This window comes from Pseudomonas sp. 1176_21 (genome assembly GCF_052850635.1).
Genome location: NZ_VXCV01000004.1, coordinates 294,805 through 319,753, shown reverse-complemented (window position 1 = coordinate 319,753; position 24,949 = coordinate 294,805). Strand labels below are relative to the sequence as shown.

General features: G+C 66.1%; 18 protein-coding genes and 1 pseudogene. 15 read left to right on the top strand and 4 right to left on the bottom strand.

Annotated elements, in window-relative coordinates:
- The first annotated feature begins 131 nt into the window (after positions 1–131).
- The 14 genes and pseudogenes from FW760_RS12315 to FW760_RS12250 all read left to right on the top strand — a co-directional run bounded on the left by FW760_RS12315 (position 132) and on the right by FW760_RS12250 (position 15,274).
- On the top strand, positions 132–1,709 hold the full coding sequence (locus FW760_RS12315) for a methyl-accepting chemotaxis protein (protein ID WP_213086040.1): 1,578 nt from the start codon (positions 132–134) through the stop codon (positions 1,707–1,709).
- 7 nt (positions 1,710–1,716) lie between these two features.
- A complete protein-coding gene (locus tag FW760_RS12310; RefSeq protein WP_043863206.1) occupies positions 1,717–2,232 on the top strand; it encodes a chemotaxis protein CheW in 516 nt (171 codons plus the stop codon).
- On the top strand, positions 2,229–3,494 hold the full coding sequence (locus FW760_RS12305; RefSeq protein WP_446443802.1) for a CheR family methyltransferase: 1,266 nt from the start codon (positions 2,229–2,231) through the stop codon (positions 3,492–3,494). Before FW760_RS12310 ends, FW760_RS12305 begins: the two co-directional genes overlap by 4 nt.
- Positions 3,491–4,159, top strand: coding sequence for a chemotaxis protein CheW (locus tag FW760_RS12300; protein ID WP_196932095.1), 669 nt, complete (start codon positions 3,491–3,493; stop codon positions 4,157–4,159). Before FW760_RS12305 ends, FW760_RS12300 begins: the two co-directional genes overlap by 4 nt.
- Positions 4,156–6,471 carry a hybrid sensor histidine kinase/response regulator gene (locus FW760_RS12295; RefSeq protein WP_100633064.1) on the top strand — a complete coding sequence of 772 codons (2,316 nt, stop codon included), beginning with the start codon at positions 4,156–4,158 and terminating at the stop codon, positions 6,469–6,471. The genes FW760_RS12300 and FW760_RS12295 overlap by 4 nt, the downstream gene beginning before the upstream one ends.
- A complete protein-coding gene (gene cheB, locus FW760_RS12290; RefSeq protein ID WP_043863210.1) occupies positions 6,468–7,481 on the top strand; it encodes a chemotaxis response regulator protein-glutamate methylesterase in 1,014 nt (337 codons plus the stop codon). Before FW760_RS12295 ends, cheB begins: the two co-directional genes overlap by 4 nt.
- A 48-nt stretch (positions 7,482–7,529) precedes the next feature.
- Positions 7,530–8,571 (top strand): annotated as a pseudogene (locus FW760_RS12285) (diguanylate cyclase); the annotation flags it as partial.
- A gap of 138 nt (positions 8,572–8,709) precedes the next feature.
- Positions 8,710–9,805 (top strand): peptide chain release factor 2 gene (gene prfB, locus FW760_RS12280; RefSeq protein WP_100633065.1). Its coding sequence is split into 2 segments (ribosomal slippage): positions 8,710–8,781 and positions 8,783–9,805, totalling 1,095 coding nucleotides; the frame shifts between segments, so codons are not numbered across the junction.
- Between the two features lie 71 nt (positions 9,806–9,876).
- Positions 9,877–11,379: a lysine--tRNA ligase gene (lysS, locus tag FW760_RS12275; RefSeq protein WP_043863213.1), complete on the top strand. Its 1,503-nt coding sequence runs from the start codon at positions 9,877–9,879 to the stop codon at positions 11,377–11,379.
- A gap of 100 nt (positions 11,380–11,479) precedes the next feature.
- Positions 11,480–12,184, top strand: coding sequence for a TetR/AcrR family transcriptional regulator (locus FW760_RS12270; protein ID WP_043863214.1), 705 nt, complete (start codon positions 11,480–11,482; stop codon positions 12,182–12,184).
- A gap of 27 nt (positions 12,185–12,211) precedes the next feature.
- Positions 12,212–12,757: a hypothetical protein gene (locus tag FW760_RS12265; RefSeq protein WP_446443801.1), complete on the top strand. Its 546-nt coding sequence runs from the start codon at positions 12,212–12,214 to the stop codon at positions 12,755–12,757.
- Between the two features lie 24 nt (positions 12,758–12,781).
- The gene (locus FW760_RS12260) at positions 12,782–14,059 is read left to right on the top strand and encodes a flavohemoglobin expression-modulating QEGLA motif protein (protein ID WP_043863216.1); all 1,278 of its coding nucleotides are present in this window, start codon (positions 12,782–12,784) and stop codon (positions 14,057–14,059) included.
- Positions 14,031–14,948 (top strand): alpha/beta hydrolase, encoded by a 918-nt coding sequence (locus FW760_RS12255; RefSeq protein ID WP_446443800.1) that lies wholly within the window; start codon positions 14,031–14,033, stop codon positions 14,946–14,948. The genes FW760_RS12260 and FW760_RS12255 overlap by 29 nt, the downstream gene beginning before the upstream one ends.
- Positions 14,945–15,274, top strand: coding sequence for a hypothetical protein (locus FW760_RS12250; protein ID WP_043863218.1), 330 nt, complete (start codon positions 14,945–14,947; stop codon positions 15,272–15,274). Before FW760_RS12255 ends, FW760_RS12250 begins: the two co-directional genes overlap by 4 nt.
- A 48-nt stretch (positions 15,275–15,322) precedes the next feature.
- Here FW760_RS12250 and FW760_RS12245 read toward each other — a convergent pair whose 3' ends face one another.
- The 4 genes from FW760_RS12245 to FW760_RS12230 all read right to left on the bottom strand — a co-directional run bounded on the left by FW760_RS12245 (position 15,323) and on the right by FW760_RS12230 (position 22,011).
- Positions 15,323–19,900 carry an NEL-type E3 ubiquitin ligase domain-containing protein gene (locus FW760_RS12245; RefSeq protein WP_446443799.1) on the bottom strand — a complete coding sequence of 1,526 codons (4,578 nt, stop codon included), beginning with the start codon at positions 19,898–19,900 and terminating at the stop codon, positions 15,323–15,325.
- Positions 19,901–20,038: 138 nt separating this feature from the next.
- A complete protein-coding gene (locus FW760_RS12240) occupies positions 20,039–20,827 on the bottom strand; it encodes an OmpA family protein (protein WP_043863220.1) in 789 nt (262 codons plus the stop codon).
- 52 nt (positions 20,828–20,879) lie between these two features.
- A complete protein-coding gene (locus tag FW760_RS12235; protein WP_043863221.1) occupies positions 20,880–21,293 on the bottom strand; it encodes a DUF4398 domain-containing protein in 414 nt (137 codons plus the stop codon).
- A 373-nt stretch (positions 21,294–21,666) separates the two neighbouring features.
- Positions 21,667–22,011: a hypothetical protein gene (locus tag FW760_RS12230; RefSeq protein WP_043863222.1), complete on the bottom strand. Its 345-nt coding sequence runs from the start codon at positions 22,009–22,011 to the stop codon at positions 21,667–21,669.
- 144 nt (positions 22,012–22,155) lie between these two features.
- On the opposite strand from FW760_RS12230, the gene ppc reads away from it, so the two are divergent.
- Positions 22,156–24,783: a phosphoenolpyruvate carboxylase gene (gene ppc, locus FW760_RS12225; RefSeq protein WP_043863223.1), complete on the top strand. Its 2,628-nt coding sequence runs from the start codon at positions 22,156–22,158 to the stop codon at positions 24,781–24,783.
- Positions 24,784–24,949: the final 166 nt, after the last annotated feature.

Sequence of the window (24,949 nt, the reverse complement as noted above, 5' to 3'; positions counted from 1 at the left end):
GTCTTGATCCAGAGCGCGTGCAGATAAGGTGCGTGGGCTATAATCTGCGCATTTTTCTGCTCGCGTAGAATCCTTGAGGGCTGACTGTGAAGAACTGGACATTGCGCCAACGCATCCTGGCGAGCTTCGCCATGATCATTGCCATCATGCTGTTGATGGTGGTCGCTGCCTACTCGCGCCTGGTGGCGATCGAGTCCAGTGAGGAGGCGGTGCGTTCGGACAGCATCCCTGGCGTGTACTACAGCTCGATGATCCGCAGCGCCTGGGTCGACAGCTACGTCAACACCCAGCAGTTGCTCGGCCTGAGCAACCATCGCGAGCTGACCAATGCCGACGCCGAGCTGTACAAGAGCTTCGAGGATCGCCTCAAGCAGAACATGGCCGATTACCAGAAGACCATCCAGTCCTCCGAAGACCAGTCCAGCTACGAGGAGTTCGTGCGCCTGGAGCAGGGCTACCTGAAGCTGCTCGACAGCGTGCTGGAGGCCTACCGGCAGAAGAACTACGCCGAGGCCCAGCGCCTGCTGCAGGACAGCATGACCCCGGCCTGGAACGAGGGCCGCAAGCACCTGAACACGGTGATCGAAGGCAACCGGGTGTCGGCCGAGCAGGCCACCGGTGCCATCGTCAGCGCGGTGACCACGGCCAAGGTCAGCATGATGATCTCGCTGGTGCTGGCGATCATTGCAGCCGGCATCTGCGGCCTGATGCTGATGCGCGCCATCACCGGCCCCATGCAACTGATCGTGCGGGCGCTGGACAAGCTGCGCGGCGGTGACCTCAGCGTGCGCCTGAGCCTGGACCGCAAGGATGAATTCGGTGCGGTGGAAACCGGCTTCAACGAAATGATGAGCGAGCTGACCACGCTGGTGTCCCAGGCCCAGCGCTCGTCGGTGCAGGTCACCACCTCGGTGACCGAGATTGCCGCCACCTCCAAGCAGCAGCAGGCCACCGCCACCGAAACGGCCGCCACCACCACCGAAATCGGTGCCACCTCGCGGGAAATCGCCGCCACCTCCCGGGACCTGGTGCGCACCATGACCGAGGTCACCAGCGCCGCCGACCAGGCTTCGGTACTGGCCGGCTCCGGCCAGCAGGGCCTGGCGCGCATGGAAGAGACCATGCACCAGGTGATGGGCGCGGCCGACCTGGTCAACAACAAGCTGGCGATCCTCAACGAGAAGGCCGGCAACATCAACCAGGTGGTGGTCACCATCGTCAAGGTCGCCGACCAGACCAACCTGCTGTCGCTCAACGCCGCCATCGAGGCCGAGAAGGCCGGCGAATATGGCCGCGGCTTTGCCGTGGTGGCCACCGAGGTGCGTCGCCTGGCCGACCAGACCGCCGTGGCCACCTACGATATCGAACAGATGGTGCGCGAGATCCAGTCGGCGGTGTCGGCCGGGGTGATGGGCATGGACAAGTTTTCCGAGGAAGTGCGTCGCGGCATGGCCGAGGTGCAGCAGGTGGGCGAGCAACTGACCCAGATCATCCACCAGGTGCAGGCGCTGGCGCCACGGGTGCTGATGGTCAACGAAGGCATGCAGGCCCAGGCCACCGGTGCCGAGCAGATCAACCATGCACTGGCGCAGCTGGGCGATGCCAGCAGCCAGACCGTGGAGTCGCTGCGCCAGGCCAGTTTCGCCATCGACGAGCTGAGCCAGGTAGCGGTCGGCCTTCGTGGTGGTGTGTCGCGGTTCAAAGTCTGAAGCCCCGATGAGCGACCTTCAGTCACGCCGCGACACTTCGGTGCCTACGCCAGGGCGCCTGTTCCTGGTATTTCGTATCGGCGAGCAGCGCTTTGCCCTGGACACCCATGAGGTAGTGGAGGTGCTGCCGCGCCTGCCACTCAAGCCCATCGCCCACACCCCGCGCTGGGTGGCGGGGGTGCTGGCGCATCGCGGTGCGCTGGTACCGGTGATCGACGTGGGCGACCTGGGGTTCGGCACCCCGGCGCCGCTGCGTACCAGCACCCGGCTGGTGCTGGTGCACTACCGGGGCCAGGCGCAGGCCGAGCCGCAGTTGCTGGGCCTGATCCTGCAGCAGGCCAGCGACACCCTGCGTTGCCACCCCGACGAGTTTCGCCCCTATGGCGTCGACAACCACCAGGCCCCCTACCTGGGGCCGGTGCGCGAAGATGCCCAGGGCCTGATGCAACGCATCAGCGTCCAGGACCTGCTGACCGACCAGGCCCGCGCCTTGCTGTACCCGCCCGTGGAGGTGCAGCCATGAGCGACGAGCAGCGGTTCTTTCGTTTCTTGCAGGAGCGTATCGGCCTGGATGTCGCCTCGGTTGGCGCGCCGATGGTCGAGCGGGCCCTGCGCCAGCGCTGTGCTGCCCTGCAGGCCCGCGACCTGGACGACTACTGGGTGCGCCTGCAGCAGTCGACCCCGGAGCAGCAGGCGCTGATCGAAGCGGTGATCGTGCCTGAAACCTGGTTCTTCCGTTATCCCGAGTCGTTCAGCGCGTTGGCCGGGCTTGCCCTCAGGCGCCTGGCCGAGCTCAATGGCACCCGGCCGCTGCGGGTGCTCAGCCTGCCGTGTTCGACCGGTGAAGAGCCCTATTCGATTGCCATGGCCCTGCTCGATGCCGGTATTGCCGGCCCCGGGTTTCGCGTCGACGGCATCGACATCAGCCCCAACTCGATCGCCCGCGCCGAACAGGCGGTGTATGGCCGCAACTCCTTTCGCGGCAGTGACATCGCCTTCCGCCAGAGCCACTTCAGCGAGGTGGAGCAGGGCCATCGCCTCGACGAGCGGGTTCGCCAGCAGGTCGAGCTGCAGGTGGGCAACGTGCTCGACCCGGCGCTGCGCACCCGCAGGGGCAGCTACGACTTCGTCTTCTGCCGCAACCTGCTGATCTATTTCGATGTACCCACCCAGCAACGGGTGTTCGACGTACTGAAAAGCCTCACCCATGAAGACGGCGTATTGTTCATCGGCCCGGCCGAAGGCAGCCTGCTGGCACGCATGGGCATGCGCCCGCTGGGTATCGCGCAGTCGTTCGCCTATGTACGGCATATCCCGCAGGAGCCGCCCCCAGTGCTTTCGCCGCCGCCCCCGATGCCTGCACCCAGTCCACGGCGGGCGCCTGCGCCGTTGGCGCGCCGTGCGCCAGCCCCGGCACCGCAGCCTGCCCGGGTTGCGCCCCCAGCCGCCGGCAAGCCCGGCGCCGAACAGCTGCTGGCGCAGATCGCCACGCTGGCCAACGAGGGCCGCAGCGACGAGGCACGCGCGGCCTGCGAACGCTACCTGCAGCAGCATGCACCGGATGCGCAGGTGTATTACTGGCTGGGCCTGCTCAGCGATACCGCCGGCGATGCGGCCCAGGCCGTGAGCCACTACCGCAAGGTGCTGTACCTGCAACCCCAGCACCCCGAGGCCCTGGCGCACCTGGCGGCGCTGCTGGCGTCCCAGGGCGATGAGGTGGGCGCCCGGCGCCTGCAGGAGCGTGCGGCGCGCCGAGAGCGCAGCGAGCGGGAGCCTGAACGATGAGCGGCCATGCAGAGCTGGGCGTGATGGCCGCCACGGTCGAGGCCATCGACGATTGCTGGAACCGTATCGGTGTGCACGGCGACAAGAGCTGCCCGTTGCTGGCCGAGCATATTCACTGTCGCAACTGCCAGGTGTACGCGGCAGCGGCCACGCGCCTGCTGGACCGCTATGCGCTGGCCCAGGACGCCCATGCGCAGACGCATGTGCAGGCACCGGTGAGTGTCGGGCGCTCGCTGTTGCTGTTTCGCCTGGGCGAGGAATGGCTGGCCCTGGCGACCCGCTGCCTGGTCGAGGTGGCGCCGCTGCAGCCGGTGCACTCCTTGCCGCACCAGCGCTCGCGGGTGCTGCAGGGGGTGGCCAATGTGCGCGGTGCGCTGGTGCCGTGCCTGTCGCTGGGCGACCTGCTGGGGCTCGAGCCCGGCAGCCCGGTGGCGGTGTCGGCGCGGGTCATGCCGCGCATGCTGATCCTGGGTGCCAGCGGCGGCGCCGTGGTGCTGCCGGTGGACGAAGTGGACGGTATCCATGCCCTCGACCCCGGGCAGCCGGCCAGCGACACCGCCACCGATGCACGCTTCACCGAAGCGGTATTGCAGTGGCGCGGTCGCAGCGTGCGGGTGCTGGATGAAGAACAGCTGTTGTCTGCCGTGAACCGGAGCCTGTCATGACCCCAGAGCAAATGCGCGACGCTTCGCTGCTCGAGCTGTTCAGCCTGGAGGCCGAGGCGCAGACCCAGGTGCTCAGCGCCGGCCTGCTGGCCCTGGAACGCAACCCTACCCAGGGTGACCAGCTCGAGGCCTGCATGCGCGCCGCCCACTCGCTCAAGGGCGCGGCGCGCATCGTGGGGATCGACGCCGGGGTCAGCGTTGCCCACGTGATGGAAGACTGCCTGGTCGAGGCCCAGGAAGGCCGCCTGCGCCTGCGCCCCGAGCACATCGATGCGCTGCTGCAGGGCACCGACCTGCTGATGCGCATCGCCACCCTGGGCGGTGCGGCCACCGAGGCGGCGGTCCAGGCCTTCGTGGTGCAGATGGCCGTGCTGCTCGATCCGGCCAGTGCGCTGATGGCGACGGGGCCGGCAACCGGCGACGCGCCCGAGCCGACGCAGAGTCCTGAACCCGCACCGGCTGCGCCGCAGCCGGTGCCCCCGGCGCCCGAGCCTGAGGCGCTCGCGCAACCGGAGGCGCCTGCCGAGCCCGTGGCCCTTGCGCCGGGCAAGCGCAGCGAAGGCGGCGAGCGGGTGCTGCGGGTCACGGCCGAGCGCCTGAACAGCCTGCTCGACCTGTCCAGCAAGTCGCTGGTCGAAACCCAGCGCCTGAAGCCCTACCTGGCCACCCTGCAGCGCCTCAAGCGCATGCACGGCCAGAGCATTCGCGCCCTCGATACGCTCAAGGCCGAGCTGGACACCGGCGGCCAGCGACCGGAGGTGCAGGAAGCGCTGGCGCAGGCCCAGCGCCTGCTCGGCGAAACCCGCGAGATGCTGCAGCAGCAGGCCGCCGACCTGGACGAGTTCGGCTGGCAGGCCAGCCAGCGCGCGCAACTGCTGTACGACACCGCGCTGGCCTGCCGCATGCGCCCGTTCGCCGACGTGCTCAACGGGCAGAGCCGCATGGTTCGCGACCTGGGGCGGTCGCTGGGCAAGCAGGTGCGCCTGGAGATCGAGGGCGAAAAGACCCAGGTCGACCGTGACGTGCTGGAAAAACTCGAGGCGCCGCTCACCCACCTTCTGCGCAACGCCGTGGACCACGGTATCGAACTGCCCGAGCAACGCCTGCTGGCAGGCAAGCCGGCCGAGGGCCTGATCCGCCTGCGCGCCTCGCACCAGGCCGGCCTGCTGGTACTGGAACTGAGCGATGACGGTGGCGGCGTCGACCTGCAACGCCTGCGCCACAGCATCGTCGAGCGCCAGTTGTCGCCGGCCGACACCGTGGCGCAGATGAGCGAAGCCGAACTGCTGACGTTCCTGTTCCTGCCGGGGTTCAGCCTGCGCGACAAGGTCACCGAGGTTTCCGGGCGCGGCGTGGGGCTCGATGCGGTGCAGCACAGCGTGCGCCAGTTGCGCGGCTTCATCGACCTCAGCCAGCACAGCGGGCAGGGCAGCCGCTTTCACCTGGAGGTGCCGCTGACCCTGTCGGTGGTGCGTAGCCTGGTGGTCGAGGTGGGGGGCGAGGCCTACGCCTTCCCGCTGGCGCATATCGAACGCACCCTGGACCTGCCCGCCGAGGCCATCGTGCAGATCGAGGGGCGCCAGCATTTCTGGCATGAAGGCCGGCACATCGGCCTGGTGGCTGCCTCCCAGTTGCTCAACCGGCCGCCCAGCCAGGCGGCGGAACAGGCCATCAAGGTGGTGGTCATCCGTGAGCGCGACACCCTGTATGGCGTGGCCGTCGAGCGTCTGATCGGCGAGCGCGTGCTGGTGGTGATGCCGCTGGATGCGCGGCTGGGCAAGGTGCAGGACATCTCGGCCGGGGCCCTGCTCGATGACGGCTCGGTGGTGCTGATCGTGGACGTCGAGGACCTGCTGCGCTCGGTCGAGAAGCTGCTCAGCACCGGCCGCCTGGAACGTATCGAGCGCGGCCAGCGCGCCGCCCGCGAAGCGACGCGCAAGCGCGTGCTGGTGGTGGATGACTCGTTGACCGTGCGCGAGTTGCAGCGCAAGCTGCTGACCAACCGCGGTTACGAAGTGGCCGTCGCGGTGGACGGCATGGACGGCTGGAACGCCTTGCGCAGCGAGGATTTCGACCTGCTGATCACCGACATCGACATGCCGCGCATGGACGGCATCGAACTGGTCACCCTGCTGCGCCGCGACAGCCGGTTGCAGTCGTTGCCGGTGATGGTGGTGTCGTACAAGGACCGCGAGGAAGATCGTCGTCGTGGACTGGACGCCGGGGCCGACTACTATTTGGCCAAGGCCAGTTTTCATGATGATGCCTTGCTGGAAGCCGTGGTGGAGCTTATCGGGGGAGCCCAGGGATGAAGATCGCCATCGTCAACGACATGCCCCTGGCCGTGGAAGCCCTGCGCCGGGCATTGGCGTTCGAGCCGCAGCACGAGGTGATCTGGGTGGCCGGCAATGGCGCCGAGGCGGTGCAGCGCTGCGCCGAGCACACCCCCGACCTGATCCTGATGGACCTGATCATGCCGGTCATGGACGGTGTGGAGGCCACGCGCCAGATCATGGCCCGGACCCCTTGCGCCATCGTCATCGTCACGGTCGACCGCCAGCAGAACGTGCACCGCGTGTTCGAGGCCATGGGCCACGGCGCCCTGGACGTGGTCGACACCCCGGCGGTAGGCGCCGGCAACCCGCGTGAGGCGGCCGCGCCGCTGTTGCGCAAGATCCTCAATATCAGCTGGCTGATCGGCCAGCACGGCAGCAACCGCGTGCGGGCAGTGGCAGCCCCGCAACGCCAGGGCGCACAACGCCAGCGCCTGGTGGCGATCGGTTCCTCGGCCGGTGGCCCGGCGGCGCTTGAGGTGCTGCTCAAGAGCCTGGAGCAGGATTTCAACGCGGCCATCGTGCTGGTCCAGCACGTCGACCAGGTGTTCGCCGCCGGCATGGCCGAGTGGCTGAGCAGCGCCTCCGGCCTGCCGGTACGCCTGGCCCGCGAGGGCGAAGCACCCCAGCCCGGGCAGGTGCTGCTGGCCGGCACCAACCACCATATCCGTCTGTTGAAGGACGGCACCCTGGCCTACACCGCCGAACCGGTCAACGCGATCTACCGCCCTTCGATCGATGTGTTCTTCGAGAGCGTGGCGCGCTTCTGGCAGGGCGATGCGGTGGGCGTACTGCTGACCGGCATGGGCCGCGATGGCGCACAGGGGCTCAAGCTGATGCGCGAGCAGGGCTTTCTGACCATCGCCCAGGACCAGCAGAGCAGTGCGGTCTACGGCATGCCCAAGGCGGCTGCGGCCATCGATGCCGCCGTCGAGATACGTGCGCTGGAGCGCATTGCGCCGCGCCTGATGGAGATTTTTTCGAAATGACGATGTGTAATGAACCAAACCGGTCGTTCGCCAGGGAGCAGGGCGCGCATGAATGATCTACCGCTCGTGGGGTTCCCGACCACCAATGAAAACTCGGCGATGGTGCTGCTGGTCGACGACCAGGCGATGATCGGCGAAGCCGTGCGTCGCGGCCTGGCCAACGAGGCCAACATCGACTTTCACTTCTGCGCCGACCCGCATCAGGCCGTCGCGCAGGCGATCCGGATCAAGCCCACGGTGATCCTGCAGGACCTGGTCATGCCCGGCCTTGATGGCCTGAGCCTGGTGCGCGAGTACCGCAGCAATCCGGCCACCCAGGACATCCCGATCATCGTGCTGTCGTCCAAGGAAGACGCGCTGGTCAAGAGCGCCGCGTTCGCCGCCGGGGCCAACGACTACCTGGTCAAGCTGCCCGACAACATCGAGCTGGTCGCGCGCATCCTGTACCACTCGCGCTCCTACCTCACCCTGCTGCAGCGTGACGAAGCCTACCGGGCGCTGCGGGTCAGCCAGCAGCAGTTGCTGGACACCAACCTGGTGCTGCAGCGGCTGATGAACTCCGACGGCCTGACGGGGCTGTCCAACCGCCGGCATTTCGACGAGTACCTGGAACTGGAATGGCGCCGGGCCATGCGTGACCAGTCGCAGCTGTCGTTGCTGATGATCGACGTCGACTATTTCAAGGCCTTCAACGACTCGTTCGGCCACCTGGCCGGGGACGAGGCGCTGCGCCAGGTGGCCGAGGCGATTCGTGCCTCGTGCAGCCGCCCCAGCGACCTGCCGGCACGCTACGGTGGCGAGGAATTCGCCCTGGTGCTGCCCAACACTTCGCCGGGCGGGGCGCGGCTGGTGGCCGAGAAGCTGCGCCAGACCGTGGTGGGCCTGGCCATCTCGCACAACATGCCGCAGGCGGGCAGCGTGCTGACCATCAGCATCGGCCTGGCCACCCACACGCCGGCAGTCGGCAGCCATTGCCGACAGTTGATCTCGGCGGCGGACAAGGGCCTGTACCAGGCCAAGAATGGCGGGCGCAACCAGGTCGGGGTGGCCTGACAGACCGCCATCGCGGGTCAAGCCCGCTCCCACGGGCATCGTGCTGCCCTTGTGGGGCGGCTTGACGCGATCAGGCGCCGGCTTCTCCAAAGGCCGCCCGACGGGCTGCCGCGCACCTGCAGACTCGTTTATACTCTCCGGCTTTTCACAGAATACGCACGAGAGCTGCCCGCCCATGGAAATCCAACCGATCCTGAACACCATCAAGGACCTGACCGAGCGCTCCGAATCCATTCGGGGGTATCTTTGACTACGATCACAAGCATGACCGCCTGATCGAAGTCAACCGCGAGCTCGAAGACCCGAACGTCTGGAACAAGCCCGAGTACGCCCAGGAACTGGGCCGCGAACGCGCCATGCTGGCGCAGATCGTCGACACCCTGGACGAACTGTCCGGCGGCCTGGTCGACGCCCGCGAGCTGCTCGACATGGCCGTCGAGGAGAACGACGAAGGCGCCGTCAATGACGTCGTCGAAGTGCTCCAGGGCCTGGAAGACTCCCTGGCCCAGCTCGAATTCCGTCGCATGTTCAGCGGCGAGATGGACATGAACAACGCCTACCTGGACATCCAGGCCGGTTCCGGCGGCACCGAGGCCCAGGACTGGGCCAACATCCTGCTGCGCATGTACCTGCGCTGGGCGTCCAAGCGTGGTTTTGACGCCACCATCATGGAACTGTCCGAAGGCGACGTGGCCGGCATCAAGGGCGCCACCGTGCACATCAAGGGCGAGTACGCCTTTGGCTGGCTGCGCACCGAGATCGGTGTGCACCGTCTGGTGCGCAAGAGCCCGTTCGACTCCGGCGCACGCCGCCATACTTCGTTCTCGGCGGTGTTCGTGTCCCCCGAGATCGACGACAAGGTCGAAATCGAGATCAACCCGTCCGACCTGCGTATCGACACCTACCGCTCCTCGGGTGCCGGCGGCCAGCACGTGAACACCACCGACTCGGCGGTGCGTATCACCCACGTGCCGACCAACACCGTGGTCAGCTGCCAGAACGAACGTTCCCAGCACGCCAACAAGGACACCGCCATGAAGATGCTGCGGGCCAAGTTGTACGAGCTGGAGATGCAGAAGCGCAACGCCGCGTCGCAGGCCCTGGAAGACAGCAAGTCGGACATCGGCTGGGGTCACCAGATCCGTTCGTACGTGCTCGACGCCTCGCGGATCAAGGATCTGCGCACCAACGTCGAACGCAGCGACTGCGACAAGGTGCTCGACGGCGATATCGACGAGTACCTGGAAGCCAGCCTCAAGCAGGGGCTGTAAGTTTCGCGACCCGCTACAAGACCCTCGCCTGCGGGCGGGGGCAATGAACCCCTGATGGAAAATGTGACCACATGAGCGACCTCAAACTCGACCCGCAAGACCTGCAACAGGAAGAAAACACCCTGATTGCCCTGCGCAAGGAAAAGCTTGCCGCAGAGCGCGCCAAGGGCAACGCCTTCCCCAACGACTTCCGCCGTGACAGCTACTGCAACGACCTGCAGAAACAGTATGTCGACAAGACCAAGGAAGAGCTGGAAGCTGCAGCGATCCCGGTCAAGGTTGCCGGTCGCATCATGCTCAACCGTGGCTCGTTCATGGTGATTCAGGACATGACCGGGCGCATCCAGGTCTACGTCAACCGCAAGACCCTGCCCGAGGAAACCCTGGCAGCGGTCAAGACCTGGGACCTGGGCGACATCATCAGCGCCGAAGGCACCCTGGCCCGTTCGGGCAAGGGCGACCTGTACGTCGAGATGACCAACGTGCGCCTGCTGACCAAGTCGCTGCGCCCGCTGCCGGACAAGCACCACGGCCTGACCGACACCGAGCAGCGCTATCGCCAGCGCTACGTCGACCTGATGGTCAACGAGGAAACCCGCCACACCTTCCGTGTGCGCTCGCAGGTCATCAACCATATTCGCAACTTCCTCATCCAGCGCGACTTCCTGGAAGTGGAAACGCCGATGCTGCAGACCATCCCCGGTGGCGCTGCGGCCAAGCCGTTCGAAACCCACCACAACGCGCTGGACATGCCGATGTTCCTGCGCATCGCGCCGGAGCTGTACCTCAAGCGTCTGGTGGTCGGTGGTTTCGAGAAGGTCTTCGAGATCAACCGCAACTTCCGTAACGAAGGCGTCTCGACCCGGCACAACCCCGAGTTCACCATGCTCGAGTTCTACCAGGCCTACGCCGACTACGAAGACAACATGGACCTCACCGAAGAGCTGTTCCGCGAGCTGGCGCAGCTGGTGCTGGGCAGCACCGACGTGCCGTACGGCGACAAGGTGTTCCACTTCGGCGAGCCGTTCGTGCGCCTGTCGGTGTTCGACTCGATCCTCAAGTACAACCCCGAGCTGACCGCCGACGACCTCAACGACATCGACAAGGCCCGCGCCATCGCCAAGCAGGCCGGCGCCAAGGTGCTGGGCTTCGAAGGCCTGGGCAAGCTGCAGGTGATGATTTTCGAAGAGCTGGTCGAGCACAAGCTGGAGCAGCCGCACTTCATCACCCAGTACCCGTTCGAAGTGTCGCCGCTGGCCCGTCGCAATGACCAGAACCCGAACGTCACCGACCGCTTCGAACTGTTCATCGGCGGCCGCGAGATCGCCAACGCCTACTCCGAGCTCAACGATGCCGAGGACCAGGCCGAGCGCTTCATGGCCCAGGTGGCCGACAAGGACGCCGGCGACGACGAGGCCATGCACTACGATGCCGACTTCGTGCGCGCCCTGGAGTACGGCATGCCGCCCACTGCCGGTGAGGGCATCGGTATCGACCGCCTGGTGATGCTGCTGACCAACTCGCCGTCGATCCGCGACGTGATCCTGTTCCCGCACATGCGCCCGCAGGCCTGAGTGTCTTGAACAAGCCGCCTCTAGGGGCGGCTTTTTCATGTCTGCGACAAGCTGATCGATCAGTCAGCATTCAACGAGGTAGACCCCAGTGACGACTGCAATGGCTCAACAAGGTGCTGCTGGTGTGGCCACAGCGGTAGCCGAAAGTGTTCAGTACCAGGGGCGCAAGGCCAGCCGCCAGGGCAGCGAGCAGCGCCGTCAGCAGATCCTCGACGCGGCCATGCGCATCATCGTGCGTGATGGCGTGCGCGGCGTGCGCCACCGTGCGGTGGCCGCCGAGGCCGGTGTGCCGCTGTCGGCCACCACCTATTATTTCAAGGACATCGAAGACCTGCTCACCGACACCTTCGCCCAGTATGTCGAACGCAGCGCGGCCTACATGGCCAAGCTGTGGGAAAACACCGAGGTGCTGTTGCGCCAACTGATTGCCAAGGGCGACGGCAGCCCCGGCGCCCGCGCGCAGCTGGCCGACGAAGTGGCGAAGATGGGCGCCGAGTACGTGCAGCGCCAGTTGCACAACCGCCGCGACTTCCTGATGGCCGAGCAGGCGTTTCGCCAGGAAGCGCTGCTGTGCCCGCGGCTGGCCGAACTGGTGCGCCTGCATGCGCAGATCCTGCTGCGCGGCACCTGCCAGCTGTTGCAGGTGGTGGGTTCGCGCCAGCCACAGCAAGATGCCATAGTGTTGACGGCCATCATCGAGCAGATGGAATATCAGGGCCTGCTCGATGCTGCACAACCCCAGGCCGAAGCGCAGATGCTCGCTATCCTTACCCGATACCTGCATCTGGTGCTGGCATCGGCCTGAGGCTCTACCTAATTCAAGGAGTATCGGATGAAAGCCTGGCGTGTGCTGTTGGCCCTGTCGTTTGTGCTGTTGAGTGGTTGCCTGGTGACGTTCAACGAGCCGATCCCGACCAACCAGCCGGCGCCCAAGGCCCTGCTCGGCAAATGGACCAGCAAGGACGCCTGGGGCGAGCCGCTGACGTTGCAGATCAGCCGCAGGGGCGACAACGCCTACAAGGCGGTGGCCACCGCCAAGGGCAAGAAGCCTGAAACCTACGCCTTCACCGTGGCCCGCCATGGCAACCGCTGGTACCTCTCGGCCGGCGTGCCCAAGCGTATGGGGGGCAACTTCCTGATCGGCGGCTTCGAGGTGATCGACAACAAGCAACTGGTGATCTACAACCTGGATGTCGAGCAGATCAACCAGGCCCTGAAGAACAAGGAACTGAGCGGTCGCGCCATCGAGATACCGGAGGAAAACGGCCAGGGCGTGCTTATCGACAGCCCGGCGGCGCGGGTGCTGGCCTACCTGGACGACCCGGCCAACTCCGACCTGTTCATCGAAGTCGCACGTTTTCAGCGGGCCGGCAAGTAGGCTGGCCAACACAAGGAGTTTCGGGTGGACGAGTACCAGCAGACGATACGCACCCTGTCTGATCGCATTGTCCTGGCGCAAACCCCCATTCGCGTACTCGATGCGGTGAAATGGGACGACAGCATTCGCCAGGGTTTCCTCAAGGCCAAGGGCCGGGAAATGCCGGCCGTGGACCGCGCCTACTACCAGGGCAGGCCCTTGTCGTTCGACTCCAGCGCGGTGAAGCTCGAGTTCCAGAACATCGAGCGCGACATCACCCGCCAGCTCGGCCAGTTCAACCCGGTCGGGCAGATCATGCGGCGCATGTGCAAGGAATACCGCATGGTGGTGCGCATGCTCGAGGCGCGCGGCACCGAAGACTTCGGCCTGATTTCCCAGGAGCTTTACGGCGCCGCCTCCGACGCCTTCCATGCCGGCGACCCGACCCTGGCCGACCTGGGCCTGATGCTCTCGGACTACCTGAACAACATCGACGGGCGCGGCGACCTCAAGGACGAACCCAAGGACCTCACCGCCAAGCAGGCCGTGGAGCTGCTCCAGGGCCGCCTGAACAAGGTGTTCGGCGAGGCCGAGGAAACCATCCGCGTGTTCGAGTCCGACGGTATCGTCGCCGACGCGGCGGCGGGCGCCGACTATATCAAGATCCGCAGCGACGCGATGTTCAACAGCCGCGACGTGCGCGCGCTGGAGGTGCATGAAGGGCTGGTGCACGTGGGCACCACGCTCAACGGCCTCAACCAGCCGATCTGCACCTTCCTGGCCAAGGGCCCGCCCTCGTCGACGGTGACCCAGGAAGGCCTGGCGATCCTGATGGAAGTGATCGCCTTTGCCTCCTACCCCAGCCGCCTGCGCAAGCTCACCAACCGCACCCGCGCCATCCACATGGTCGAGGAGGGGGCGGACTTCATGCAGGTGTACGAGTTCTTCCGTGCCCAGGGGTTTGAAATGGCCGAAAGCTATGGCAATGCCAGCCGCGTGTTCCGCGGCTCGGTGCCCAATGGCCTGCCATTCACCAAGGACTTGTCCTACCTCAAGGGCTTCATCATGGTTTACAACTACATTCAGTTGGCCGTGCGCAAGGGCAAGCTGGAGCAGATTCCGTTGCTGTTCTGCGGCAAGACCACCCTGGAAGACATGCGCACCCTGCGCCAACTGGTCGATGAAGGCCTGGTGGAGCCACCCAAGTACCTGCCCGAGCAGTTCCGCGACCTGAACGCGCTGTCGGCCTGGATGTGTTTTTCCAACTTCCTCAACCACCTGAGCCTGGACCGGATTGAAGCCGATTATTCAAACATTCTCTGAGCACTGGCGGGTCGGCCTGCTGGCCGCGCTGCTGAGCCTGGCCGGCTGCAGTTCACTGTTGTTCTACCCCGAGCGTGGCCTGCCGTTCACGCCCGAGAAGGCCGGGCTGGCCTACCGCGACGTGAGCCTGACCACCGAGGACGGCACGCGTCTGCACGGCTGGTGGTTGCCGGCCAAGGCCGGGGTGCCGGTCAAGGGCACGGTACTGCACCTGCATGGCAATGGCGGCAACCTGGCCTGGCATCTGGGCGCCAGCTGGTGGCTGCCCGAGCAGGGCTACCAGGTGCTGCTGGTGGACTACCGGGGGTACGGGGTGTCCCAGGGCGAACCGACCCTGCCGGCGGTGTACCAGGACATCGCCGCGGCGCTGGACTGGCTGCAGCAGGCCCCCGAAGTGCAGGGCAAGCCGCTGGTGCTGCTGGGGCAGAGCCTGGGCGGGGCGATGGGCATTCACTACCTGGCGCAGCATCCCGAGCAGCGCCAGCGCTTCAAGGCCCTGGTGTTCGACGGGGTGCCGGCCAGCTACCGCAAGGTGGGCCAGTTTGCCCTGAGCACTTCCTGGCTGACCTGGCCGTTCCAGGTGCCGTTGTCGTGGCTGGTACCCGATGGCGACAGCGCCATCGGGTCGATCGACCAGTTGAGCTCGCCGCCCAAGCTGTTCTTCCACAGCATCGACGACCCGATCGTGCCGTTGGCCAACGGCCTGGCGCTGTACCGCGCCGCGCCGCCACCGCGGGTTCTGCAACTGACCCGTGGCGGGCATGTGCAGACCTTCGCCGACAAGACCTGGCGCCAGGTGATGCTGCGTTTTCTGGATGACCCCGAGCATTTCAACGGGCTGCGGCGCTTGGCCGAAGTCCCCAATTACCCTGACGAGAAGTCGCAATGAGTGAAGAACGCAACGCCATCCCGCTGATCATTACCGGTATCTGCAGCATCATCGGTACGGTGGGCGTGCTCTGGTACTACGGCTACCTGCATTTCGCCAAGCCCCAGGATGCACTGTTGCTGGCCGACTACACCATGCTCAAGACGGTGCCGGGGGAGGACTACAAGATCTCGCTCAAGCCGGCGGCGCAGGTGGCGCAGTGCATCGATGGCGTGCTGGTGCTGTTCGACACCGAACAGAAGGGCCTGACCGGCGTGCTGGTGGACAACCGCAAGCAGGCGGTGCGCTGCATGGGGCAGGAGACGCCCCAGCAGGTCCAGCAGTAAGCGGTACCCGGTACGCCGCGTGAACACCTGCGGCGTACCGGGCACGCGTCAGCTACGTGACGAAGGGCCCGGGCGCGGCTCGCGCAGAATGGTCCTGGTCAGTTCCATGCGGGCCTGTTCGACCCGTTTCATCAAGGCCTGGTAGGCCGCGCGGTATTCGCTGCTGTTGAGCGACAGCATGTCCGGCAGCGCTTCGTGCAGGCCCAGCCGACCACTCAGGTGCAGGATGTCGCGCAGGCGCGCCTGTTCATCCTCGCTCAAGGGCGGCGGCAGTTCTTCGTTGCTGACGGCGTCCAGGTATTCGCTGATTCGATCCCGCCAGCGGTTGACCTGCTCCAGTTGCGGTGACGCGGCAAAATCCAGGTAGCGCTGCCAGTAGGCCTGCCCATAGAGGTAGTCGGGCAACTGGCTCATCTGGGAGCGCAACACGGCCTCGCAGGCTTCATCGAGCATGGCCGGGGTAACCCAGCGGGTGTAGCCGGTGAAGGCCTGGGTGGCCGGCTGGTCGCGCAGCCCCAGGCGCGTGGTCAACGCGATCCTGAAGTGCAGTTCGATTTCGCTGTAGTCGATCTGGTGCCCTAGCCGTTCCCAGCCCGGCAGGTTGGCGCTGACATGCTCGCGCAGGCGCAGTGCGCGCCAATGGCTGATCGCCATGTCGATCAGTTCGCCCTCGGCTGCCGCATCGCCCACGCTCGCCAGCGCCAGGTCGGCGTGCAGCAGGTTTTCCAGTTGCGAGAACACCACTGCATCGCGGTCAATGCAACTCACCGCCTCGAGCGCCACCTCATACAGGGTTCTGCGCAGGTCCTGGCCGAAAGCACCCCGGATCAATGCCTGGATTCGCGTGCGCATTGCCGTGTGCCTTGGCGGCAAGGCGTGCAGACGGTCCTGGCGCAGCAGCAAGGCGAAGAACTCGATCACCGCCGAGCCGTTGTCTTCGAGCAATTGCCGGGCCCGTGCCTGATCGTCAGCGGACATGCCTTCGAACAGGCGCGGTGCGTCGCGCAGTGCCGTGGCGTGGCGCACCGAGGCCGGTTCGACGTCGGTGGAGCCCTGCGAGTCGGAGCTGGCGCTGGATGCATCGGAGTCCTGCAGCGTGTTGCCCGTGGCGATCATGTCGTCCTCGAACCGCTGGCGCTGTGATTCGGGCAGGTACTCGTATGCCATGCGCAGGCCGCGTACAAGGCCGGCCCCTTCGGGCACGCTGGCAATGGCCAGCCCGCGCAGGTCGGCGCTGTGCACCCGGGGCAGTCGCTCAAGGCCCGTGGGCCACTGGTCGATGGGCGAGGCCAGGTACGACAGGTCGAGCTCTTCCAGGGCCTGCAGGCGGGTCACGTCCGGCATGCGTGAAAGCGGGTTGGCGGACAGGTCGAGGCTGACCAGGCGCTGCAGGCCACCCAGATCGATGATGTCCTGTTCGCTCAAGCTGATGAGGTTCTGCGCCAGGTTCAGGGTGTGCAGGTGCGTTGCCTGCTGCAGTGCGGCGAAAACGCCCTGTTCGAAGCGCGCGCTCGAGCCCTGCAGGGTCAGAATGCGCAGCGAGTCGCGGGTCAGCAGACGGGTCATGTGCTGGGCCGTCCAGCTGAAGTCGGGCACGTCGATGTCATTCAGGATCAGGGTCTGCAAGCCGCTCAGGGTGCCCAGTTCGGCCAGGCGGGTCGGGGTCAGCCGGGTACGTGACAGGTTCAGGTGGCTGAGCCGGTGCAGGTTCTCCAGACCTTGCGGCAGCTCGGTCAGGGGCAGGTTGACCAGTTCCAGCCTGTGCAGGTTCGGAAAGCGCTGCACGAAAGCTGCCAGGCCGTCGATGCGCGGTGTATCCAGGACCCTCAGCGCCACCACTGCCGGCAACGTCACCGACAACGGTGGCAACGCCTGCTGGCTGTCGATGCGAACCTCGTCCCGCCGGCGAAGAATGCGGCATTCCCAGGCCCGCACCAGCTGCTGCGCCACCTCTGTGCGCTCGGCGCGGGCAGTGGCATCGGCACTTTGCTCGACCCACCGGTCCAGGCTGCCATCGAGTTGCAGGCGCTCCTGTTCCAGCTGCGTCACGTGCGCGCCGATGGGCTGGTTCTGGCTGAGCAGGTGGGCGATGTAGGCATTGACGTAGCGGCGCGCAATGGGCAGCCGATGGTGGCTGATCAGGCGTTCGAGGCGGGTATGCAGTGGTTCGCGGTTGAACATGTTCTGCTCGCCACGACTGGGGCTGCGTTGGGCCGGGGCATTGGCGGTGGTGGTCAACCAGCTTCTTTGCACCGGCAGGCCCAGCAGCAGGCGGGCGCGGGTGGGGCGCGCCAGCGCCATCTCCATCAGGCGCTGGTGCAGGCGCTGCGGCTCGTTGAGTCCGAAGCCCAGGCGGGCGCTGCGCGACTCGCCCAGTGCATGCAGCAATGCGCGGTAGAACCCGAACTCGCTGGTGTCCTGGGCCAGCAGCACCTGGGTCGCGCTGATTGCGTGCCAGCCCTCGTCTTCATCCAGGTACACCGAGGTGGTATCGACGTCGGTCTGGCCCAGCGCTGCAAGCGGGGTGCCGAACCGTGCGCCACTGCGCAGCAGCAGCGCGGTACCGGCCGGCCAGTGGTCCAGGTGTTCGAGCAGGCGCACGGCCAGGATGAAGGTGTCCTGGTTGATCGAGGCCGGCTGGGTAAAGCCCTCCAGGGCATTGCTCAGGCGCGCGTCATGGTCGAGGGCACGCGCCTGCTCGGCCACGTCCAGAGGCAGGGGCAGCGGCGGGGTCGCCTGCAGCGAGGCATAGATGCGCTGGCGGTTTTCGTCCAGCAGTCGTTGCGCGACACTCAGTGGCAGGTTCGGATAGCGTTGCTGGAGCTCCAGCACCGCATGATCGGTATCCAGTTGTGCCAGTTCGAAGCGGTGCAAGGCGATCGCCCGATTGAGCCGTGGTGACCAGGCATCGTACAGGTCGGCCGGCGGCGGGTTGCAGCCAGTGGTGCAGGGGGTGGCGGTGTCGCCGGGGGTAGGGGTCGAATCGCCGCTGCGACGGGTTCGCCTCGATGCCGGTTCCTTGCCCAGATAGACGGCCACGGCCCGGTAGAAGGCCTGCAGCTGGGGCACATCATCGATTTCGGGTACCGCCAGCCCCTGGGCGATCAGGACCATGCTGCGCGCTACCTGGTCCTGAATGCGTGCCCGCTGCAGCACATGCGCCAGCAGCGCGGGCGCGGGTCGGTCGCGCAGGTACATCTGGCGCAGGCTGGAATTGTCAGCCCCGCTGACGCGCCCCAGCTCCAGCAGGCGCGCATCGTCGAAGCCGGCCGCGAGCGGCCCCATACGACGCAGCAGCGACAGGCGTTCCCAGCGCTGGGGCTGCTCGTGGCGATGGTGCCAGGCTCCGGCACCGTTGTGGTACAGAGGCGGGCAGTAGGCATTCTTGTCGGTGGGGTGGCGTATCTGCCAGTGGCCCTCGGGGGCCTGCTCCACCCGGTAGAACGCCTGGTTGATCATGATCGCCTTGTGCGCGCCCTGGGTGTAGAGCCCCATGGCATCCGGTTGCCCGGTCGGGGAGCTGGCGGCGTCAAGGCGGTAACTGCTCAGGTCGGGTAGCCAGCGCCGATAGTCGGCGGGTGCCGGCTTGATCACACGCAGCGGTGTGACCCACTGCGAAGGTGCCTGGCCTTCGTCTTCCTCGGTGCAGCACAGGCCCGCGCCGGCGCCGATCAGCAGATGCGCTTCGAGAGCGCTGGCGAACGGGGTGCACAGGGTGTTCAGGCTGTCGGCCTGCTGCGGTGTGGTCGGGATCAGCAGGCGCGCATCGTCGAGCAGGCGCTCGATCATGTGCTTCTGCACGAACCAGCGCAGCCCCTGGTCCAGGGCGCTGGTGTCCATCGGCAGGTCCAGCATCGCGTCGCTGGCCTGCCAGCTGCTCACCACCCGCTGCTGGTGACGCAGGGGGATGAAGCGCAGAAAGTACTGCTGGAAGGCGGTGCTCGCCAGCGCGCCACGCAGGTTGGAAAAGAAGTGCGTGCGCGAGGGGTACTGCTTCAGCGGGTGCTGCGGGTGGCCCGGCATGTACGCGACGCACGGGGCATCGTCCACCGGCGGGCCGAGCAGAAGGATGCCGGGCACCAGCAGGTCGTCGAACAGCCTGAGCGATGCGCACACCGTTACATCCGGGCCGAAGTACGGGCCCTGTTGCGGGAACTCCACCGAACCGTCCGGATAGGCGCCGATGATCCACTCGAGCAGTTGCCTGCCTTGCCTGCCCAGGTGGCCCCGGATGTGCGCGATGCTGTATTCCTCGCGCAGGGTCGCCAGGTAGGCATCCTGCTTGGCGTCAAGCAGCGTACGGCGCTGGAGCATGGCCTGCAGGTAGGTCAGGTAGACCTCGTCCAGGCTCCTGCGCTGCTGCACGCGATGGAACACCTGTGCGGTGACGGTGGCGAAGTCCTTTGCAGACAGGTCCAGAAGGTTGTAGGTGTACAGGCTCTGAACCTGCGCGAATGCCTGCGTTGCCCGCCGTCGGGCCAGCCGGCCCAGTACCTGGTACTGGTGCAGCTGGCGTCGTTGCTCGGGGCTGGCCTGCTGCAGCCAGGCCGGTTGCTCCTGGGTTTCAAGCGGCGAGAACAGGGTATCGAATTGACGCACCCGCGCGTCGGTGTTGGAAGTGGGCATGGTGCACAGTCCTTGTGGTGGGGGAATGTGGCATTGATCCAGACGCCCGGCAGGTGGCGGTGGTAGTTATTTGCGCAAGGGGCAGGCAAAAAAAATCCCGCCCTGTGACAGGCGGGATTCTGCGGGTTGCTCAGCCTGTCAGTAGGCTTTGCTTACCGAGCGTGGCGCTACCGGCTGGTTGTCGTTGGAGATGGTGACCTCCACGCGACGGTTCTGCGCACGGCCCGAGTTGCTGGAGTTGTCAGCCACTGGGAATTCCTTGCCGTAGCCCTGGGCCACGATGCGCGATGGGTCTACGCCGGCACGTACCAGTGCGGTGCGAACCGCGTTGGCGCGACGCTCGGACAGCGACTGGTTGTAGCTGGCAGAGCCCTTGCTGTCGGTGTAGCCCTCGACGATCACCTTGCGGTCAGGGTTTTCCTGAAGGAACTGCGCCAGGGTGGTGATGTTCGGCAGGGCGCTGCTTTTCAGGTTGGCCTTGTCGAAGTCGAACAGCACGTCGCCGAAGGTCACCAGGGTGCCGCGTTCGGTCTGCTTGGCGTTGAGGCTGTTCTGCAACTGCTTGATTTGCGCATCACGGGCATCCAGGCGAGCCTGGGCGCGTTTGGCGGCAGCGCTTTTCAGGTTGTTTTCGGCGTCACGCAGGGCGATGGTCTGCTTGGCCACTTCCACGCGCTGGTTGGTCAGGTAGGCGAGCTGGTCGACTTTCTTCTCGTCTTCCTTGTTCATGTAGGCCTGGTCGGCCTTGTTCAGCCAGTCTTGCGCGTCCTTGGTTTCCAGCGCCGCGACCTTGCTCGCCTGCGGATTGCTCTGCAGGGCGGAGAAGTTGGTGCGGGCGGATTCCAGGTTCGGGTTAGGCGGCGTGGAGCAGGCAGCCAGACCAACGCTCAAGGCCAGAAGGGCGGGGATCATCACGTGTTTACGCATAGTGGGTCATCCTTTATCGATTACGAATGCATGGGTCGGTGAGGCGAGCGGCTTACTGCACGCTGCGCATGCCTTCCTCACGCAGGTCCTGCACGCCCTGGTTGGCGTCCTGCACCGCTTTTTCGGCCTTGGCCGCCTGGGCTTTGCGCTCGGCGACGCGAGCGTCCCATTCGGCCTGTTCGGCCAGGCGCTTGGCCTCGTCGTACTTCTTGTCATGCATGGCGATTTCAGCTTGTTTGAGCTTGTCCTGAGCCGCCTTCATTTCCACCGCCGCGAACTCGGTACCGCCCGCGCTGACGGCGGAGTTCACCGCTGACTGCGTTACGGCGTACTGCTCGGTTGGCGGATTGCCTGCGCAGCCGGCCAGAACCAGGCTGCTGCCCAATGCCAGCGCAGCCAGCTTGAGCCCGCGCAGTTGGGTGAAGGAGGTTTTTTCGGTGCGGGTCTTCATGGTGGTCAACTCCATTGGATCACTCCTGATGAACAACGAATTCCGTAACAATCCATCGGCATGGCCCGTCAGCCTGGGGAACACGATATGCCCGTAGCTTAGGGGTTTTGCCGTAATGGCTATTGGCTGTGACCGAAGCGTTTTTTGAATAGTTCAGAAAAAAGTCTCGCCTTATCGTGTTTTTATCTGACTGATCGGTCAGTAGGTTTTCGGGGGAACTTTGCAGCGCGTGCGTAGTACGCGTGCCTGTATGGGTATAGACGGGGTTTGTGGTTCGGGCCATCAAAGGGCCTTGAATGCGGGGTTCTCGAGGCGGCTGCACGGCCCGTTGCAGAGGCCTGCGGGCTGTGGCGCTCCACAGCGCAGCCCGCAGTCGGCCAGCGGATCACTAGTGCGCCGGCCCGTCCTTGCGCTCACTCATGTCGCGCAGGTAACGGCGTGACAACGCCAGAAACCGAGGGGTGGGGCCGACGTCTTCGTAGAGCGGATTGTCTTCCTCGTCGGTGGCGATCACCTGCTGGCCCTTCACATACGGAAAGCTCGCCTCAAGCTCCTCCAGCGCCGCGCCGAGCAATTCGCCCAGCAACTCTTCGGGCCGGCGCTTGGGGTACATTTCGCTCAGCGCCGCCAGGCGCGCCGCCGCTTCGACGTCCAGGTGCAGGACGTGGCCGGTGGCGCTCAACGGGCCCTTGGCGCTGTGTTCCCAATGCTCGGCTAAATCACGGATCTTCATGGTGGCCTCCCACAGGTGGATGTGTTCGTTAGAGCATCGCCACCGCACATAGTTTGGTTGCATCGCCCACCCGGCTTGAAAGCCCAACCTCGACGGGGCACTCTGGACCCAGAGCTGTTTTCCCAGGATGCGGAGGCAAGGCTGATGACCGATATCGATGTGCGCTTGCGAGAAGATGTTCACCTGTTGGGCGAGTTGTTGGGCGACACCGTGCGCGAGCAGTACGGCGAAGCCTTTCTGCAGAAGATCGAAGACATACGTCGCAGCGCCAAGGCCGACCGCAGCGGCAGTGCCGAGCAGCTGAGTTCGACCCTGAACGACCTTGCCGAAGACGAACTGCTGCCGGTGGCGCGGGCCTTCAACCAGTTCCTCAACCTGGCCAACATCGCCGAGCAGTACCAGCTGATTCGCCGTCGTGATGCCGACCAGCCCGCGCCGTTCGAGTCGCGCGTGCTGCCCGAGCTGCTGGCCCGGCTCAAGGCCGCCGGGCACAGCGACGACGCCCTGGCTCGCCAGTTGGGCAAGCTCAGCATCGAACTGGTGCTGACCGCCCACCCGACCGAAGTCGCGCGCCGTACGCTGATCCAGAAGTACGACGCCATCGCCGCGCAACTGGCCGCCCAGGACCACCGCGACCTGACCCCCGCCGAACGCGACCAGGTGCGCCAGCGTCTGCAACGGCTGATCGCCGAGGCCTGGCACACCGAAGAGATCCGCCGTACCCGGCCGACCCCGGTGGACGAAGCCAAATGGGGCTTCGCGGTGATCGAGCACTCGCTCTGGCACGCCATCCCGCATCACCTGCGCAAGGCTGACAAGGCGCTGCACGAGGCCACCGGCCTGCGCCTGCCGCTGGAGGCTGCGCCGATCCGCTTCGCCTCGTGGATGGGCGGCGACCGTGACGGCAACCCCAATGTCACTGCCAAGGTCACCCGCGAAGTACTGCTGCTGGCGCGCTGGATGGCCGCCGACCTGTTTTTGCGCGACATCGATTCGTTGGCCGCCGAACTTTCGATGCAGCAGGCCAGCGAGGCGTTGCGTGCCAAGGTCGGTGATTCGGCCGAGCCTTACCGCACCCTGCTCAAGCAACTGCGTGATCGCCTGCGGGTGACGCGGGCCTGGGCCCAGAGCTCGCTGGCCAGCCCGCAGCCGGCCCCCGCCGAGGTGCTGCACGACAACCGCGACCTGTTCGAGCCGCTGCTGCTGTGCTTCGAATCGCTGCACGCGTGCGGCATGGGCGTGATCGCCGATGGCCCGCTGCTCGACTGCCTGCGCAGGGCCGTTACCTTCGGGCTGTTTCTGGTGCGCCTGGACGTGCGCCAGGACGCCGCCCGGCACGCCGACGCACTCAGCGAGATCACCGAGTACCTGGGCCTGGGGCGCTACGCCGACTGGGATGAAGACGCGCGTATCCGTTTCCTGCAGCAGGAGCTGAGCAACCGCCGGCCGCTGCTGCCTGGCGACTTCAAGCCCCAGGCCGATACCGCCGAGGTGCTCGCCACCTGCCGCGAGGTGGCCGCCGCACCTGCCGCTTCGCTGGGCTCCTACGTGATCTCGATGGCCGGCGCCGCTTCCGACGTGCTGGCTGTGCAACTGCTGCTCAAGGAAGCCGGCGTGCGCCGGCCGATGCGCGTGGTGCCGCTGTTCGAAACCCTGGCCGACCTGGACAACGCCGGCCCGGTGATGGAACGCCTGCTCGGCCTGCCGGGCTATCGCGCCAGCCTGCACGGGCCGCAGGAGGTGATGATCGGCTATTCCGATTCGGCCAAGGATGCCGGCACCACCGCGGCGGCCTGGGCGCAGTATCGTGCCCAGGAAACCCTGGTGCGCATCTGCCGTGAAGAACAGGTCGAACTGCTGCTGTTCCACGGTCGCGGCGGCACCGTGGGGCGTGGTGGCGGCCCGGCGCATGCGGCGATCCTGTCGCAGCCGCCGGGCTCGGTGGCGGGGCGCTTCCGTACCACCGAGCAGGGCGAGATGATCCGCTTCAAGTTCGGCCTGCCGGACATCGCCGAGCAGAACCTCAACCTGTACCTGGCTGCGGTGCTGGAGGCGACCCTGCTGCCGCCACCGCCGCCGCAACCGGCCTGGCGCGAACTGATGGACCAGCTGGCCGCCGACGGCGTGAAGGCCTACCGTGGCGTGGTGCGCGACAACCCCGAGTTCGTCGAGTACTTCCGTCAGTCCACCCCGGAACAGGAACTCGGCCGCCTGCCACTGGGCAGTCGCCCGGCCAAGCGGCGCGCGGGCGGCATCGAGAGCCTGCGGGCGATCCCGTGGATCTTCGGCTGGACCCAGACGCGCCTGATGCTGCCCGCCTGGCTGGGCTGGGAGGCGGCGCTGAACAACGCGCTGGCCCGTGGCCAGGGCGAACTGCTGGCCGAGATGCGCGAACAGTGGCCGTTCTTCCGCACCCGCATCGACATGCTCGAGATGGTGCTGGCCAAGGCCGACGCCGACATCGCGCGCTTCTACGACGAACGTCTGGTGCAACCGCAACTGCGACCTTTGGGTGCCCATCTGCGCGACCTATTGTCGCAGGCGTGCCAGGTGGTGCTGGGTCTCACGGGGCAGCCGGTGCTACTGGCGCACAGCCCTGACACCCTCGAATTCATCCGCCTGCGCAACACCTATCTGGACCCACTGCATCTATTGCAGGCCGAGCTGCTGGCACGCTCGCGCGCACGCGAAGCCGCTCTGGACAGCCCCTTGGAACAGGCGCTGCTGGTGACTGTGGCGGGTATTGCGGCAGGTCTGCGCAACACCGGTTGAGGGCGGGGCAGGGGTGGCGCGCCAGTGCCCGGCGCGCGCCCCGAGCACCCGGGCGAAGCGGTTTCGCCCCCGGTTGCGCCGGGCGCAACCCGGGCACGAACGGGCCTCACGCAGTATTTTTTTCCGACTTTCGACCGCTTGTGTGGTCCGGGTGCGCTGTGTATCT